Source organism: Mycobacterium sp. NGS62 (assembly GCF_059812285.1).
The window spans coordinates 818,705-833,381 of the sequence record NZ_JCALCK010000001.1; the positions used below are offsets into that span (position 1 = coordinate 818,705).

The 14,677-nt window shown below is 65.1% G+C and carries 15 protein-coding genes and 2 tRNA genes; 11 read left to right on the plus strand and 6 right to left on the minus strand.

What is annotated here, in order from left to right:
• Positions 1–2 precede the first annotated feature (2 nt).
• The gene (locus tag AC5Y49_RS03800; protein ID WP_499884424.1) at positions 3–1,553 is read right to left on the minus strand and encodes a carboxyl transferase domain-containing protein; all 1,551 of its coding nucleotides are present in this window, start codon (positions 1,551–1,553) and stop codon (positions 3–5) included.
• 81 nt (positions 1,554–1,634) lie between these two features.
• Here AC5Y49_RS03800 and AC5Y49_RS03805 point away from each other — a divergent pair, with 81 nt between their 5' ends.
• Together AC5Y49_RS03805 and AC5Y49_RS03810 are read left to right on the plus strand one after the other, a co-directional pair.
• Positions 1,635–2,258 carry an SACE_7040 family transcriptional regulator gene (locus AC5Y49_RS03805; protein WP_499884425.1) on the plus strand — a complete coding sequence of 208 codons (624 nt, stop codon included), beginning with the start codon at positions 1,635–1,637 and terminating at the stop codon, positions 2,256–2,258.
• Between the two features lie 67 nt (positions 2,259–2,325).
• On the plus strand, positions 2,326–3,066 hold the full coding sequence (locus AC5Y49_RS03810; RefSeq protein WP_499884426.1) for an MmpS family transport accessory protein: 741 nt from the start codon (positions 2,326–2,328) through the stop codon (positions 3,064–3,066).
• On the opposite strand, the gene AC5Y49_RS03815 is transcribed toward AC5Y49_RS03810, so the two are convergent.
• Positions 3,063–4,391 carry an MFS transporter gene (locus AC5Y49_RS03815; protein WP_499884427.1) on the minus strand — a complete coding sequence of 443 codons (1,329 nt, stop codon included), beginning with the start codon at positions 4,389–4,391 and terminating at the stop codon, positions 3,063–3,065. The two genes, AC5Y49_RS03810 and AC5Y49_RS03815, sit on opposite strands and share 4 nt — an antisense overlap.
• Positions 4,392–4,419: 28 nt before the next feature.
• On the opposite strand from AC5Y49_RS03815, the gene cmrA reads away from it, so the two are divergent.
• Entirely contained in the window at positions 4,420–5,223 is an 804-nt protein-coding gene (gene cmrA / locus AC5Y49_RS03820) for a mycolate reductase (RefSeq protein WP_499884428.1), read from the plus strand.
• A gap of 76 nt (positions 5,224–5,299) precedes the next feature.
• On the opposite strand, the gene AC5Y49_RS03825 is transcribed toward cmrA, so the two are convergent.
• The gene (locus AC5Y49_RS03825; RefSeq protein WP_499884653.1) at positions 5,300–6,901 is read right to left on the minus strand and encodes a helicase HerA-like domain-containing protein; all 1,602 of its coding nucleotides are present in this window, start codon (positions 6,899–6,901) and stop codon (positions 5,300–5,302) included.
• Positions 6,902–6,972: 71 nt separating this feature from the next.
• On the opposite strand from AC5Y49_RS03825, the gene orn reads away from it, so the two are divergent.
• Positions 6,973–7,629, plus strand: a complete 657-nt coding sequence (gene orn / locus AC5Y49_RS03830) for an oligoribonuclease (RefSeq protein WP_499884429.1) — start codon at positions 6,973–6,975, stop codon at positions 7,627–7,629.
• A 35-nt stretch (positions 7,630–7,664) separates the two neighbouring features.
• Positions 7,665–7,737 (plus strand) — tRNA-His (locus tag AC5Y49_RS03835).
• Positions 7,738–7,766: 29 nt separating this feature from the next.
• Here the strand turns inward: AC5Y49_RS03835 and AC5Y49_RS03840 are convergent.
• A complete protein-coding gene (locus tag AC5Y49_RS03840; protein WP_499884430.1) occupies positions 7,767–7,979 on the minus strand; it encodes a hypothetical protein in 213 nt (70 codons plus the stop codon).
• 204 nt (positions 7,980–8,183) lie between these two features.
• Here AC5Y49_RS03840 and AC5Y49_RS03845 point away from each other — a divergent pair, with 204 nt between their 5' ends.
• A complete protein-coding gene (locus AC5Y49_RS03845) occupies positions 8,184–8,864 on the plus strand; it encodes a hypothetical protein (protein ID WP_499884431.1) in 681 nt (226 codons plus the stop codon).
• Positions 8,865–8,883: 19 nt separating this feature from the next.
• Here AC5Y49_RS03845 and AC5Y49_RS03850 read toward each other — a convergent pair whose 3' ends face one another.
• Positions 8,884–10,098, minus strand: a complete 1,215-nt coding sequence (locus AC5Y49_RS03850; RefSeq protein WP_499884432.1) for a L,D-transpeptidase — start codon at positions 10,096–10,098, stop codon at positions 8,884–8,886.
• 142 nt (positions 10,099–10,240) lie between these two features.
• Between AC5Y49_RS03850 and AC5Y49_RS03855 the strand changes: the two genes are divergently transcribed.
• The 5 genes from AC5Y49_RS03855 (at position 10,241) to AC5Y49_RS03875 (ending at position 14,320) form a co-directional block, all read left to right on the plus strand.
• A tRNA-Lys gene (locus AC5Y49_RS03855) sits at positions 10,241–10,313 on the plus strand.
• A 114-nt stretch (positions 10,314–10,427) separates the two neighbouring features.
• Positions 10,428–11,618, plus strand: a complete 1,191-nt coding sequence (locus AC5Y49_RS03860; RefSeq protein WP_499884433.1) for an IS481 family transposase — start codon at positions 10,428–10,430, stop codon at positions 11,616–11,618.
• Between the two features lie 335 nt (positions 11,619–11,953).
• Positions 11,954–12,925, plus strand: a complete 972-nt coding sequence (locus AC5Y49_RS03865; RefSeq protein ID WP_499884434.1) for a metal-dependent hydrolase — start codon at positions 11,954–11,956, stop codon at positions 12,923–12,925.
• Positions 12,922–13,110 (plus strand): ferredoxin, encoded by a 189-nt coding sequence (locus AC5Y49_RS03870; RefSeq protein ID WP_499884435.1) that lies wholly within the window; start codon positions 12,922–12,924, stop codon positions 13,108–13,110. Before AC5Y49_RS03865 ends, AC5Y49_RS03870 begins: the two co-directional genes overlap by 4 nt.
• A 4-nt stretch (positions 13,111–13,114) precedes the next feature.
• Entirely contained in the window at positions 13,115–14,320 is a 1,206-nt protein-coding gene (locus AC5Y49_RS03875; RefSeq protein ID WP_499884436.1) for an NAD(P)/FAD-dependent oxidoreductase, read from the plus strand.
• Positions 14,321–14,371: 51 nt separating this feature from the next.
• Here the strand turns inward: AC5Y49_RS03875 and AC5Y49_RS03880 are convergent, their stop codons facing one another.
• Complete coding sequence (locus tag AC5Y49_RS03880; protein ID WP_499884437.1) at positions 14,372–14,599, minus strand: DUF3618 domain-containing protein; 228 nt, start codon at positions 14,597–14,599, stop codon at positions 14,372–14,374.
• Positions 14,600–14,677 lie beyond the last annotated feature (78 nt).

The following is a 14,677-nucleotide window of genomic DNA, read 5'->3' on the forward strand; positions in this document are numbered from 1 at the left end:
CCTCACATCCGGAATACGCCGTAGGAAACCGGCTCCACGGGCGCGTTCGCCACCACCGAAAGAGCCAAGCCCACAACGGTTCTGGTATCGGCTGGATCGATCACCCCGTCGTCCCAGAGTCGAGCCGTCGAATAGTACGGGTTGCCCTGGTGTTCGTACTGCGCGCGGATGGGGGCCTTGAAGGTGTCCTCCTCTTCGGCCGTCATCTCGCCACGCACTGTCGCCAGCACCGAGGCGGCCTGCTCGCCGCCCATCACCGAGATCCGGGCGTTCGGCCACATCCACAGGAAGCGCGGTGAATACGCGCGACCGCACATCGAATAGTTGCCCGCACCGTAGGAACCGCCGATCACCACGGTCAGCTTGGGCACCCGAGCGCATGCCACCGCGGTCACCATCTTCGCGCCGTTTTTGGCGATACCGCCCGCCTCGTAGTCACGGCCCACCATGAACCCGGAGATGTTCTGCATGAACAGCAGCGGCACCATCCGCTTGTCGCACAACTCGATGAAATGTGCACCCTTCAACGCGGATTCGGAAAACAGCACGCCGTTGTTGGCGATGATGCCGACGGGATGGCCGTGGATGCGGGCGAATCCGGTGACCAACGTGTTGCCGTACTCCGCCTTGAACTCGCTGAATTCGCCGCCGTCGACGACGCGGGTGATGACGTCGTGCACGTCGTACGGAATCCGCGGATCGACGGGCACCACGTCGTAGAGCTCGGACTGATCGGCGACCGGTTCCGCAGTTGGCATGACGTCCCAGGCTCGCGGTTGCCGCGGGCCCAGCGTGGAGACGATGCGCCGGACGATGCGCAACGCATCGCGGTCGTCGTGCGCGAGATGATCGGTGACACCGGAGGTTTTGGAGTGCAAATCACCACCCCCGAGCTCTTCTGCGGTGACCACCTCGCCGGTGGCGGCCTTCACCAGCGGCGGCCCGCCCAGGAAGATGGTGCCCTGGTTGCGCACGATGACGGCCTCGTCGCTCATCGCCGGCACGTAAGCGCCACCGGCCGTACAGGATCCGAGCACCGCGGCGATCTGCGGGATGCCCTCGGCACTGAGTTTGGCCTGGTTGTAGAAAATCCGGCCGAAATGCTCCCGGTCGGGAAACACCTCGTCCTGACGCGGCAGGAACGCGCCGCCGGAGTCGACGAGATAGATACAGGGCAAGTGATTCTGCCCGGCGATTTCTTGCGCCCGCAGATGCTTTTTGACGGTGATCGGGTAGTACGTGCCGCCTTTGACGGTGGCGTCGTTGGCCACGATCATGCACTCGCGGCCGGAGATTCGACCGATGCCGGTGATGATGCCCGCGCCGGGGCACTCGTCGTCGTACATGCCATCGGCGGCCAGCGGCGCTAGTTCCAGCAATGGGCTGCCGGGGTCGAGCAGGCCGTCGACGCGATCGCGCGGCAGCAGTTTGCCCCGGTCGACGTGACGAGCCCGAGCGCGCTGCGAACCACCCAGGGCCGCGGCGGCCAGCTTGTCGTGCAACTGCGCCACCAGCGCACGGTGCGCCTCGCGATTGGCCGCCGCAGAGGTCATGTATCTTCCGCCGATTTCGGTTAATGACGACTAACTCGTGTTATGTTAGTGGCGATTAACCGAACTGTCCAGGAGGCCGTTATGGCAGCGTCTGCCCCGGCCGACCCCGAGGTCCCGAATCGTCGCAGCCAGTTGAAGTCCGACCGGCGCGCGCAACTGTTGTCGGCGGCCGAGCGGCTGTTTGCCGAACGCGGGTTTCTGGCGGTGCGGCTGGAGGACATCGGCGCGGCGGCCGGTGTCAGCGGTCCGGCCATCTACCGGCACTTCCCCAACAAGGAGTCGCTGCTGGTCGAACTGTTGGTGGGGATTAGTACCCGGTTGCTCGCCGGGGCGCGGGCAGTGCGGTCCGCGAGCGGCGACACCGCCGAGGCGCTGGACGGCCTCATCGATTTTCACCTCGACTTTGCGCTGGGCGAGCAAGATCTGATCCGTATCCAGGACCGCGACCTGGCGCACCTACCGGCCAGCGCCGAGCGGCAAGTGCGCAGCGCGCAGCGGCAGTATGTCGAGGTCTGGGTGGGCGTGCTGCGCGAGCTGGCGCCCGGCCTGCCCGAAGCCGACGCACGGCTGATGGCTCACGCGGTGTTCGGCCTGTTGAACTCGACTCCGCACAGCATGAAACGCGACACCCGGGCCGCGCGCTCCCGCGCGGTGATGCGGTCGATGACGGTCGCCGCGCTGTCTGCCGGTGGTGAGAGCCAGTGACGCGGGACGCTCAGGTGCGTCGATAGCCTGCATCGTTCTGCAGGTACCCTGCCACCATGAGGTGGGCATGAACGATCCACGTCGACCCGGGCACTTCCGCGGGTCACGCCAGGAGGCCGAACCGACCGAACGGCTGCGTCAGCCTTATCCGCCGTACAGCGATCCCGGTTACGGCGGTCAATCGTCCTACGGGCCTTCGCATCGCCCGGGACCGACCGAAACCAATCCCACCGAGAAGCTGCCGCAGTACTGGATGCAAGACCAGTGGTCACAGGGTCAGCCGCCGCAGGACCAGCCGCCGCAGCGTCCGAAAGCGCCGCGCTGGTTATGGATTGCCGCCGCCGCAGCGGTGTTGCTGGTCATCGCTATGGTGATCGCGTTGGTGATCGCCAACGGCTCGGCCAAGAACCAGACCACCGTCGCACCGCTGCCCACCATGTCCGGCTCGAAGGCGCCGTCCTCGGCCACGTCGAGATCGCCGAGCAGCAGCGCCGCCGCGCCCAGCCAGTCTGCCGAACCAAGTGAGACGACCGGCGCGGCCGGTACCGACTCCGTCGTCTACAACGTCAACGGCGACGGCCGGGCGATCAGCATCAGTTATGTGGACAACGGCGGCATGCACCAGACCGAGTTCAACGTGCCACTGCCGTGGAGCAAGGAAGTCAGCCTGTCGAAGTCCGGCAACCAGAAAGCCAGCGTCACGATCGTCAATATCGGCCACGACGTCACCTGCACTCTGACGGTGGCTGGTGTTCAGGTACGCGAGAAGACCGGTATGGGCGTGACCGTCTGCGACGCACCGGATTAGGTGGTTCGCGGCAGATTCGCGGCGGCATCACGGCGCGGAGCGCGCACCACCAGCATGGCCACTAGTCCGGTACCCAGCACCAGACACAATCCGCCCATGCCGGCACGGACGGCGCCGAACACGTCGACGAAGACGGAGAACAGCCACGGCGCCAAAAACGACACCGCCCGCCCGGTCATCGTGTACAGGCCGAAGGCCACGCCTTCCTTGCCGTGTGTCGACATCCTCAGCAGCAGGGTGCGCGCCGACGACTGAGCCGGCCCGATGAACACGCACAGCAGCAATCCGCAGATCCAGAACGCCCGAGGGCCCGACAACGTCAGCAAGGTGAGTCCCGTCGCGATGATCGCCGCCAGTGAGCCCACGATCACCGGCTTGGATCCGATCCGATCGTCGACCAGCCCGCCGGCCACCGCACCCAGCGCAGCCACCACGCTGGCGGCCACCCCGAAGATCAGCACATCGGCCGCCGAGATTCCGTAGGCGTTGACGCCCAGCACCGCACCGAACGTGAAGACCCCGGCCAGCCCGTCCCGGAAGATCGCGCTGGCCACCAGGAAATACACCAGGTTGTGGTCGCGGCGCCACTCGGCCCTCAGGTCCGCCCACAGCTTGCGGTAACCGCCCGGCGCCGCCGTGTCGGCAGCGTTGGTCGCCGGCAACCGGTGCGCGGTGAACAGCAACGGCAGGGCCAGGATCGCCAGCCAGGCGGCGGCCAGCAGCATCGCGGCGCGAACATTCATGCCGCCGGCGGTGGGCAGGTGCAACAATCCGCGGGTCTCGCCGGTACCGGAGATGAACGCCAGGTAGACCACCAGCAACAACACCACGCTGCCGGCGTACCCGGAAGCCCAGCCCAATCCCGAGATCCGCCCGAATGTCCGCGGGGTGGAAAGCTGCCGCAGCATGGCGTTGTAGGGCACGCTGGCGAGATCGCCGCAGGCCGCGGTGGCTGCCAACAGGGCTAATCCGGCAAACAGGTAACCGGGTTGGTCGCGGATCAGGCTCATCGCGGCGGTGAGCACCACCGCAAGACCGGTCAGGGCGGTCAGCGCAATGCGCCGGCGGCGCGGGGCTTCCACCCAGACGCCGACGACCGGTGCCAGCAGCGCGATGGTCAGCCCGGCAAGCGCCAGTGAACGGCCCAGCCAACTCGCCGGCGTGGTAGCACCGCCGATGCCGACGCCGACAGTACCGGTCAGATAGACGGAAAACACGAACGTCACCACGATCGCGCTCAGACCGGTGGTACCGCAGTCCCACAACGCCCACGCGAACACTGTGGATCGCCCGGCGGGGCGCGAACCCGCAACCGGGTTGCTCATGCAACGCACTTTAATTACGGTCGGCCGCATGCCCGTACCCGCTCCCAGCTCCGATGCTCGTGTCGTTGTCACCGGGGCTTCGCAGAATATCGGCGAAGCGTTGGCCACCGAACTGGCCGCGCGCGGCCACAGTTTGATCGTCACCGCGCGACGTGAGGATGTGCTCGCCGGACTTGCCGCGCGCTTGGCCGACCAGTACGGGGTTGCCGTCGAGGTGCGTGCCGCCGATCTGGCCGACCCCGCCGACCGGGCCAAGCTCTGCGACGAACTGGCCACTCGGAATATCTCGATCCTGTGTGCCAACGCGGGCACCGCCACCTTCGGAGCGGTTTCGGGTCTCGATCCGGCCGCTGAGAAGGCGCAGGTGCAGCTCAATGTGCTTGGGGTGCATGATCTTGCGTTGGCGGTGCTGCCGGGGATGGTCGAACGGCGCGCCGGCGGCATCCTGATTTCCGGTTCGGCAGCGGGCAACTCGCCGATTCCCTACAACGCCACCTATGCAGCCAGCAAGGCGTTCGTGAACACGTTCAGCGAGTCATTGCGCGGTGAGCTGCGCCGCTCCGGTGTACACGTCACGGTGCTGGCGCCAGGGCCGGTGCGCACCGATCTTCCGGATCCAGCCGAGCAGTCACTCGTCGAAAAGCTGGTGCCGGACTTCTTGTGGATTTCCACCGAGCATACTGCGCGGGTCTCGCTGGATGCTTTGGCGCGCAACAAGATGCGCATTGTCCCCGGTGTGACGTCGAAGGCCATGTCGGTGGCCAGCCAATATGCTCCGCGGGCAATCGTCTCGCCGATCGTCGGCAGCTTCTACAAGAAGCTGGGCGAGTGAGCACCGGCGCCGCGAGACAGAAGCCAGGGTCGCGCTGCCGGCGACGATCACAGCCCTGGGTGCTGTTTCGCGGCCACTAGCGTCGCCGCTTGCCGGTGCCCATCATGCCGCGGGTGATTTCGCGGCCCATGGCGGTGCCGGCTGAACGCGCGAAGCTCTTGGCGGCCGGACTGGCGAAGATGTTTTTCACCCAGCGGGTGAAGCGCTTCCACCAGCCGAGCCGCTCGGGCTGCGGTTCGGGTGCCGGCGTGCGCTTGCCCTTGGCCTTGGCCGGTGGCGAATCATCCTGCGGCGCTGCCTTTTCCGCGGTCAGCTTTTCGTATGCCGACTCCCGGTCAATGGTCTCGCCGTATTCGGCCTGCAGCGGGCTGGACTTAGCCGCCTGCTTGATGCCGTCGGTGCCGATCGCGGCCATCAGCGAACGCGGCACCCGCATCCGGGTCCACGACACCGGGGTGGGCGCGCCGCGCTCGGAGAGCACGGTGACGATGGCCTCGCCGATTCCCAGCGACGTCAGTGCCGACTCCAGGTCGTAGACATCGGTTTTCGGGTAGGTCTTGACGGTCTTGGTGAGCGCTTTCTGGTCATCGGGGGTGAACGCCCGCAGGGCATGCTGGACGCGGGCACCCAACTGGGAGAGCACGTCGTTGGGGATGTCGGTCGGCAACTGGGTGCAGAAGAACACCCCCACGCCCTTGGAGCGGATCAGTTTGACGGTCTGCTCGACCTGCTCGAGGAACGCCTTGGAGGCATCGGTGAACAGCAGGTGGGCCTCGTCGAAGAAGAAGACCAGCCTGGGTTTGTCGGCGTCGCCGACCTCGGGCAGGAAGGTGAACAGGTCGGCCAGCACCCACATCAGGAAGGTGGAGAACATCACCGGGCGTGCCGCCTGGTCGCCGAGTTCGAGCAGCGAGATGACGCCGCGACCCTGGCCGTCGAGGCGCACCAGGTCATCGGGCTTGAGCTCGGGCTCGCCGAAGAAGGTGTCGGCGCCTTCGGCTTCCAGGTTGACCAGGGCCCGCAGGATGACACCGGCCGTCGTCGAGGACACACCGCCGAGGGCTTTCAGCTCGCTTTTGCCTTCATCACTAGTCAGGTGGGTGATAACCGAGCGCAGATCCTTCAGGTCCAGCAGCTGAAGACCGCGCTGGTCCGCCCAATGGAAAATCAGGCCGAGGGTTGACTCCTGAGTCGCGTTGAGCCCCAACACTTTCGAGAGCAGGATCGGACCGAAGCTGGAGATGGTGGCCCGTACCGGCACGCCGATGCCGTTGGTGCCCAGCGACAGGAACTCCACCGGGAAGCCGGTTGCCGCCCAGTCGTCGCCGGTGTCCTTAGCGCGCGCGGCCGTCTTGTCGTTGCCCTCGCCGGCGCGCGCCAGACCGGACAGGTCGCCTTTGACGTCGGCCATCAGTACGGGGACGCCGGCCGCCGAGAGCTGCTCGGCGATCAGCTGCAGCGTCTTCGTCTTCCCGGTTCCGGTGGCACCGGCCACCAGCCCATGGCGGTTGATGGTGGCCAGCGGGATACGGATCTGCGCGGTCGGGTCGGCGGTGCCGTCGACCACGACCGTGCCCAACTCCAGAGCCTGGCCCTCGACGGTATAACCGGCCGCGATCTGCTGTGCGGGGGTTGTTTGAGAGCCCATGGTGCAGCATGCCTCCTCAGTTGTCCCCAGTAATGCGGGCAAACCATGACATTAGTGGCACCTGACGGTGCCGGGCAGCGGCGACGGCTAACGTGTGCGTGGTGAATGCGGCGCGGGACCAACTGGTGTGGATCGACTGCGAGATGACCGGGCTGAACCTGGCGTCGGACAAGTTGATCGAGATCGCGGTGCTCGTGACCGATGCTGACCTCAATATTCTCGGCGAGGGCGTCGACGTGGTGATCCACACCGACGACGCGGCGTTGTCGTCGATGATCGACGTCGTCGCCGACATGCATGCCCGCTCGGGCCTGATCGACGAGGTGCGCGCCTCCGCGGTTGACCTGGCCACAGCCGAGACGATGGTGCTCGACTACATCCGCCAGCACGTCAAACAAGCCAAGACGGCGCCGTTGGCGGGAAACTCGATCGCCACCGACCGCGGGTTCATCGCGCGCGACATGCCCGCCCTGGACTCGTTTCTGCACTACCGGATGATCGACGTCAGCTCGATCAAAGAGCTGTGCCGACGCTGGTATCCCCGCATCTACTTCGGCCAGCCCGCCAAGGGGCTGGCACACCGCGCGCTGGCCGACATCCATGAATCCATCCGCGAACTGCAGTTCTACCGGCGTACCGCATTCGTCGCGCCGCCGGGCCCCGCTACCAGCGACATCGCCGCGGTGGCCGCCGCGTTGGGGCCCGCGACGGACGCGCCAGAGGAAATCGATTCGGCCGTCGAGCACCCGAGCCGCTAGTATCGACGTCGCTGCCAGCTGGGCTGGCGGCGATGGTGGCTGTAGTTCAGCTGGTAGAGCACCAGGTTGTGATCCTGGGTGTCGCGGGTTCGAGTCCCGTCAGCCACCCCGAAACTGTCGCGTTGGGTCGTCTTCACCTACGGGAGGGCGACGACCGTTCCCAACGCGTGCCCGGTATTGGCAACGCCGGACAGGCCGTGGTACGCCGCGCCGTTGCGTTCGGTATGACGATGGATTTCGTCGTCGAACCAGCAACCGAATGCCACCACCAGGGCCGCCAACACGAGCAATAGGGCCATCACGTTCAGACCGAGTGGGGTTGTGTGCGGTTGCTTGGTCGGAATCATCATCCATTCGCCTTCCGTTCGATGCTGCTTGTGTTGTCGTCCAATCCCCCTGCCCGGCGAAAAGTCCGTCGAACATTGGCGCTGAGGCACCCCATGAAAACAATCAGGATGTCTCTGAATTCCGATACGTCTTCGTATCCAGTACTAAGGTAGCTGAAATCACGCAGGCTGTCTAGAACGACTCGCAGATTGGATACGTTTCGAGACGTGACCATCGCCGTAACCGATCCCGCAGACGCCGCCCGGCCGCTGGTGGCCGTCGTCGGCGCAAACGTGCGTCGCATCCGCTCCGAGGTCCTGGGCGCGACGCATGACCAGCTGGCCAGGGAAGTCACGGCGCTGGGCTTTCCCTGGAGTTACCTGCGCGTCGCGGCTTTTGAGCGAGGCGAGGTAACCGGGTCTTTGGCGCTCTACCTCATTATTTGCGCAGCACTCGACCGACTCGCACAGCCCGACTGCCGCGTCACACTGGCTGATCTGGTCGTTTCCGAGACTCCGATATCGCTGGCCGAGGGCGTGATGATCGACGGCGATGGCGTGCGGCAGGCCTTGGCCGGGGTGCCACCGGCCGGCCTGTTCGCCGACGCCCCGGTCACTCCCCCGCGCTTCGCTCTCGCTGGACGCAGCGACGCGGAAGTCGTCACGGCTGCCGGCTATGCCCGCGCCGACGGACAGACGGCCGCCGCACTTGGGCTGGATCGTGACTCGATGATCACCGCGTGCGCGACTCTGTGGGGTCAGTCGCTGACTGCCGAGCGCGATGCGCGTGCCGGGGCCGGCGCGTCACGGCGGCAGCTCGGCATCATCACGTCCGAGTTGCGCGAGGAGTTGTCCGCCTACCTCGGCATGCAGACCGAGACGGGCGAGCCCGATAGCGCCGTACCGTAACTGACTGGGCAAGCGGCCGTCAGGTCTTGGCGTTGCCGGCGTGCCACTGATCCCAGGGAATGTTCCAGTCGCCCAGTCCTTCGGTGCCCGGAAGCGTCGGGCCGACGGTGTGCAGGACTTCGACGATGTCGCCGCGCTTGGTGTGGTCGTAGAACCAGCGGGCGTTGCTGGGACTGACGTTGAGGCAGCCGTGGCTGGTGTTGCTGTGGCCCTGCGCGCCCACCGACCATGGCGCGGAATGGACGTAGACGCCGCTGTAGGACATCTGGGTGGCGAAGTCCACCTCGGTGCGATAGCCGTTGGGCGAGTTGACTGGAACGCCGTAAGTCGATGAGTCCATGATCATGTGCGCGAACCGCTCGCCGATGATGTAGACGCCGTTGGCCGTTGGTGTGCTGTCCTTGCCCATCGAGATCGGCATCGTTTTGACGACATCACCGTTGACCCGCACGGTCAGCATCTTGGTGGTGTCGTCGGCGGTCACGATGACCTCGTCGCCGATGGTGAAGTGCGTGCTCATGCTGTCCTCGCCGAACACGCCGTCGCCCAAGTCGACGCCGTAGGTGTTGACCGCCACGTCGACTGCGGTGCCGGATTTCCAGTATTCCTTTGGCCGCCAACGCACTTCGCGGTTGTTCAGCCAGTAGAACGCACCCTCCACGGGCGGGTCGGTCGTCACGGCGATGGCTTTCTCGGCGGCGGCCCGGTTGGCGATGTTCTCGTCGAATCGGATGTGCACCGTTTGGCCGACGCCGACCACCTCACCGTCACGCGGAACGGCGTAGGGCATCGTCAAGTTCTTCGGTGAATGGGTCTGGAAACTCAGCTGTCGAGTCGTCACACCGCCCAGACCGCGCGCTTTGGCGGTGATCGTGTAGCGCCGGTTGTAGCCGAGCGGCTCGGTGGTTTTCCAGTGCACGCCGTCCGGGCTCAGTTGACCGCCGATCGACCTGCCGTTCTCGTTGGCCATGGTCACCGAAGCCAGCACGCCGTCGTCAGCGCTCACCGTCACCGGGTTATCCACCGCCACCCCGACGGCGCCGTCGGTCACCGAGGCGGTCAGCTTGGGAACCAGCAAGTCACCAAAAGGTGTGCCCTTGTCGAAGATGATGTTCGCCGGCGGTGTGTTGCCGCCGCTGCTGCAGGCAGCGACGCCGAATACCGCCAGCGGCACCATCAGCGCTGCCGCCCAGCGCCGACGGCGACGCGCGCGCGTCATCGAATCACCTGACATCTGGCTTTGTCCCCTTGTGGCCCACCGACCCAGTACTACTGCCCAGTAGTCTAGGTGCTGCACGCGCGACCGCAGTGCCTACTGTCGGCGATTTCACCCGACGGCGGCAAGTTGTTATTGTGGCGTGTCTAGAACGATCCAAGCGCCGTTAGCTCAGTTGGTAGAGCAGCTGACTCTTAATCAGCGGGTCCGGGGTTCGAAACCCTGACGGCGCACTTCAAAGCGTGTATTACCTCGGCTGATGCTTGACGTTTCGTCTTCGGCTGATGCCTGACAGTGTTTCGGCTGATTGTTGACAGGTACTTCGGTTGATCCTTGACACTCCCTGAATGAGGGAGTTGAGCGTGGCTGAGCAGAGGTATCAGGCTGTGTTGGCGGTGATCAGCGACGGGTTGGAGGTGTCGCTGGTCGCTGACAAGGTGGGTGTGTCGCGGCAAACGCTGCACACCTGGTTGGGGCGCTATGAGAGCGAGGGCCTGGAAGGGCTCAACGATCGCTCGCATCGGCCCGCGCATTGTCCGCATCAAATGCCCGCCGAGGTGGAGGCGGCGCTGTTGGAGTTGCGCCGGTCGCGCCCGTATTGGGGTCCGCGCCGGCTAGTCCATGAGTTGGCCAAGCGTGGGGTGGCGCCGGTGCCCTCGGAATCCGGGGCTTATCGGGCCTTGGTGCGAGCGGGCATGATCGATCCAGCCGACCGCGACCGGCGCTCACGGAAGTGGAAACGCTGGGAGCGCGGCGCGCCGATGGAGCTGTGGCAGCTCGACGTGGTGGGCGGATTCCCGATCGCCGATGGAACATCGGCGAAGGCATTGACCGGCCTTGATGACCATTCCCGGATGTGTGTGTCGGCGCGGTTGATGGCCCGCGAGCGCACCCGGGCGGTGTGTGATGGGTTCCGTCTGGCGCTGGCCACCTACGGGGCGCCCGATCAAGCACTGACGGATAACGGCAAAGTATTCACCGGGCGGTACAACCATCCGCCGGTGGAAGTGCTCTTTGATGCGATCTGCCGCGAGCATGGCATCGAGCATCTGTTGACCCAGCCACGCAGCCCGACCACTACCGGCAAGATCGAGCGGTTCCATCGCAGTTTGCGGGCTGAATTCCTCAGCGACCAAAAGCCTTTCACCAATCTCAAGACCGCTCAGCAGGCTGTTGACGAGTGGGTCGATTACTACAACAACGACCGCCCGCATCAGTCGCTGGATATGGCCACTCCGGCGCAACGGTTCAGCCCTGCGCCCGGGGCACAACTAGCGTCGACGAAGATTCCACCGGCTGGCCGCGATCACACCGGCGGGGATTGGGTCAGTCGCCGGGTGGGCTCCAACGGGATCGTCTGCGTGTCCTGGCAACAGGTCTGCGTGGGTCGACACCACGCCGGGAAGGCCTGCGACGTTCATGTTGACGGCGAACTGTTGAGGTTTTGGATCGGCGACGAACTAGTCAAAACCGCCGCCCGCACCAGCCGCGGAGAGGTACGAAACAAACGGGCCCTGCGCACAAGCACCAGGACCTAAACCACAACACGAGTGTCAAGGATCAACCGACATAGAAACGTCAAGGATCAACCGACTCTGAACAGGCGCACTTACTCCCGTGTCGATCGCGATATCAACAGCTATCGCTCGCAGTCATCCGTCTCAATAGAGAGCTCCCAGGAATCCGGCATCAACCGGTACGCATAACCGCCCGCCCGGGCGGGTAGACGGCGGGTGGAACGGTCCAAGCAGCGCCGTGCCCAATGCGGACGGTGCAATTCGGAGATCCGCCCCGGCGCATTTCCCTCAGCTCGACCGTGCCTTCAGAGAACGAAGGGACCGAGGTTGCCATCGACCGGCGGGAGGAGCTTCTGATGCCGGAGGTCGAACTCCACCACGAGGGACACCCGAAGTATCGCCGGATGGTGCGTTTCGACTGGTCGGAGACGCCGCTGCATTGGGTGCCCGATGACCCGTTCTCGACGCACATGATGAACGTCTTGCATTTGTTGCTCCCCGAGGGCGAGCGGCACTTCATCAAGGCGGTCTTGGAGGCATCGTCGCTAGTGGACGATCCGGAGTTGGAAGCGGCCATCAAACCGTTCATCCAGCAGGAGTCCTGGCATGCCTGGGCGCACCAAGTAGTGCTGGACCATTTAGCCGAACAAGGCATCGAGACCAAGCCGTATACCGATCGGCTGGGCAAGACGTTGTCGGTGATGTTAGGTGATCCGCCCAAGTTCTTCCCGCCGGCGTTGAAGCGATGGTGGCTGTACCGGCGCCTGGCCGATGTGGCGGCGCTGGAACATTTCACGGCGATGCTGGGCCAGTGGGTGCTGACGAACCGGGGTCTGGACTATGCGCGTACCGACCCCATGATGCTCGACTTGCTGCGCTGGCATGGCGCTGAAGAGGTGGAGCATCGCTCGCTGGTATTCGATGTCTACCAGCACGTCTGCGGGAACTATTGGATCAGGGCGTTCTCGATGTTGTTCACCGCGCCGCTGTTCATAGGCTGGTGGATTGCGGGAGCTCGTTACCTGATGGCCCAGGACCCGACCATCGATCGCAAGTGGCGTTGGCGGGACTGGCTCTGGGCTGCCCGCGAATACCGGTTGCCGGGGCCATGGAAGCTTCTCGTAACGACGCCCGGCCGGTATATGCGGCCCAGTCATCATCCAAACGACGAGGCGTCCACCCAGATGGCGGTCGACTACCTGAACTACTCGCCGGCGGCGAAAGCCGCGCGCGAGCGAGCGCGCTCGCAAGGAAAGTTAGAGGGACCCGACAGCCCCCGGGGCATCACCGGTTCCGAAGAGTCGCCGGAAAGGACCACGGTTCGATGAAGGTTTCGGTGGATCTCGACACCTGCGACGGCAACGGCGTGTGCATGAGCATCTGCCACGAAGTGTTCGACGTACAAGAAGACGGACTGCACCTCCTCCAGGAGGAACCGCGCGCGGAGCTGCGCCAACAGTTGATAGGTGCCGAGGTGTCTTGCCCCACCCAGGCGATCACAGTGAAGGACTGACCCGATGCCCGGTCGCCAGCTGAGGCAGGTTGTTGTTGTCGGCTCCGGCGTGGCGGGGACACGAGCGGCGGAGACCCTCCGACAGGACGGTTACGACGGCGCCCTGACAATCGTGGGTGCCGAGCGGCACGCTCCCTACCATCGGCCGCCGCTCTCGAAGAAGCTGCTCACCGGAAAGGTGCATAGGGCGGGCGTCGACCTTGCACCTCAATTCGAACTGGAAGCGCGCGTGCTGAGAGGCGCGTCGGCGATCAAGTTGGACATGTCGGCCCGCACCGTCCATCTGCGCGACGAGAACCAAGACTTGTCGTTGGAATTCGACGGACTGGTGATCGCCAGCGGCGCGCTCCCGCGCCAATGGCCGGGCGGTCCGGTTCCCGATGGGGTGTTGATGCTGCGCACGGTCGACGACTGCCTGGCGATTCGGGAACGCTTGGATTCACGTCCCCGGTTAGTCGTGGTCGGCGGCGGATTTATCGGTGCCGAGGTCGCCGCGAGTTGCCGATCGCTAGGGCTGGACGTGGTGCTCGTCGAAAAAGCCGCCGGCCCGTTGCTGGCCGCGCTGGGCAACGAGATGGCAGCTCGCTGGGCCCAACTGCACCGCGGACATGGCGTGGACTTGCGGGTCGGCGTCGGTGTCGACGAAATCGTCGGTAACGGCAGAGTGGAGGCGGTTCGGCTCACTGATGGGTCGCAGGTCCCGGCCGATCTGGTCATCATCGGCCTGGGCGTGACTCCCGCCACCGACTGGCTCAGCGGCTCGGGATTGCGTGTGGACGACGGGGTGGTCTGCGATGCCACAGGCGCCGCCGAAGACGCCAAAGACGTCGTCGCTGCGGGTGACGTAGCGCGATGGTGGCATCCGCTATATGACCGCTACCTGCGTACGGAACACTGGGACGACGCGCGACGTCAGGGCGCAGCGGCCGCTCGCACGCTGTTGGCAGGCCCCGAAGGCGCCGAGACCTACGATGAGGTGCCCTATTTCTGGTCCGATCAGTATGACGTCAAGCTTCAGATGCTGGGTGTAACAACCGATTACGATGCATTCGAGATTGTTGAAGGCGATCCCGATGCATGGGAATTCGTCGCGGCATACGGGCGAGGCGGTCGCACCATCGCAGTGCTGGCAACGATCCCAGGACGGGCGCATGCCTATCTCGATGCCGTCCACAAGCGTGCTGAATTTCCGCCGAGGCGGTCGGCTTAACCACTACGGGCTATTGCGAACGGCCCTGTAGCGCTGCGGCTTCTGCTCCGGTCAGCGATCGCGGATTTTGCGGACCACCAGCACGACGGCGAGCGCCCCAATCCCGGCCAGCGAAACCGCGACCGCGGGTTTCTTGACGAAGGCGACCACTCCGGCTTTGACGTCGTCGGCGATGCGGCGGGGATTGGCCCGCTCAGCCAATGAATCGACGGTCGACGCCAGTTGGTCGCGGGCCTGGTCGATCTCCTGCTTGATGGTGTCGGGATCCCGGTCCGCCACGCTGTCCTCCCTGTCCTCCCGCACCACCGGCCTGGCCCGGGTGCTACCGAACTACCCTAGTGGCGATCGCAAGCGCGG

Coding starts and splice junctions, on each gene's coding strand:
- AC5Y49_RS03800 (WP_499884424.1), bottom strand. CDS start 1,553: ATGACCTCTGCGGCGGCCAATCGCGAGGCGCACCGTGCGCTGGTGGCG.
- AC5Y49_RS03805 (WP_499884425.1), top strand. CDS start 1,635: ATGGCAGCGTCTGCCCCGGCCGACCCCGAGGTCCCGAATCGTCGCAGC.
- AC5Y49_RS03810 (WP_499884426.1), top strand. CDS start 2,326: ATGAACGATCCACGTCGACCCGGGCACTTCCGCGGGTCACGCCAGGAG.
- AC5Y49_RS03815 (WP_499884427.1), bottom strand. CDS start 4,391: ATGAGCAACCCGGTTGCGGGTTCGCGCCCCGCCGGGCGATCCACAGTG.
- cmrA (WP_499884428.1), top strand. CDS start 4,420: ATGCCCGTACCCGCTCCCAGCTCCGATGCTCGTGTCGTTGTCACCGGG.
- AC5Y49_RS03840 (WP_499884430.1), bottom strand. CDS start 7,979: ATGATGATTCCGACCAAGCAACCGCACACAACCCCACTCGGTCTGAAC.
- AC5Y49_RS03850 (WP_499884432.1), bottom strand. CDS start 10,098: ATGTCAGGTGATTCGATGACGCGCGCGCGTCGCCGTCGGCGCTGGGCG.
- AC5Y49_RS03860 (WP_499884433.1), top strand. CDS start 10,428: ATGAGGGAGTTGAGCGTGGCTGAGCAGAGGTATCAGGCTGTGTTGGCG.
- AC5Y49_RS03865 (WP_499884434.1), top strand. CDS start 11,954: ATGCCGGAGGTCGAACTCCACCACGAGGGACACCCGAAGTATCGCCGG.
- AC5Y49_RS03870 (WP_499884435.1), top strand. CDS start 12,922: ATGAAGGTTTCGGTGGATCTCGACACCTGCGACGGCAACGGCGTGTGC.
- AC5Y49_RS03875 (WP_499884436.1), top strand. CDS start 13,115: ATGCCCGGTCGCCAGCTGAGGCAGGTTGTTGTTGTCGGCTCCGGCGTG.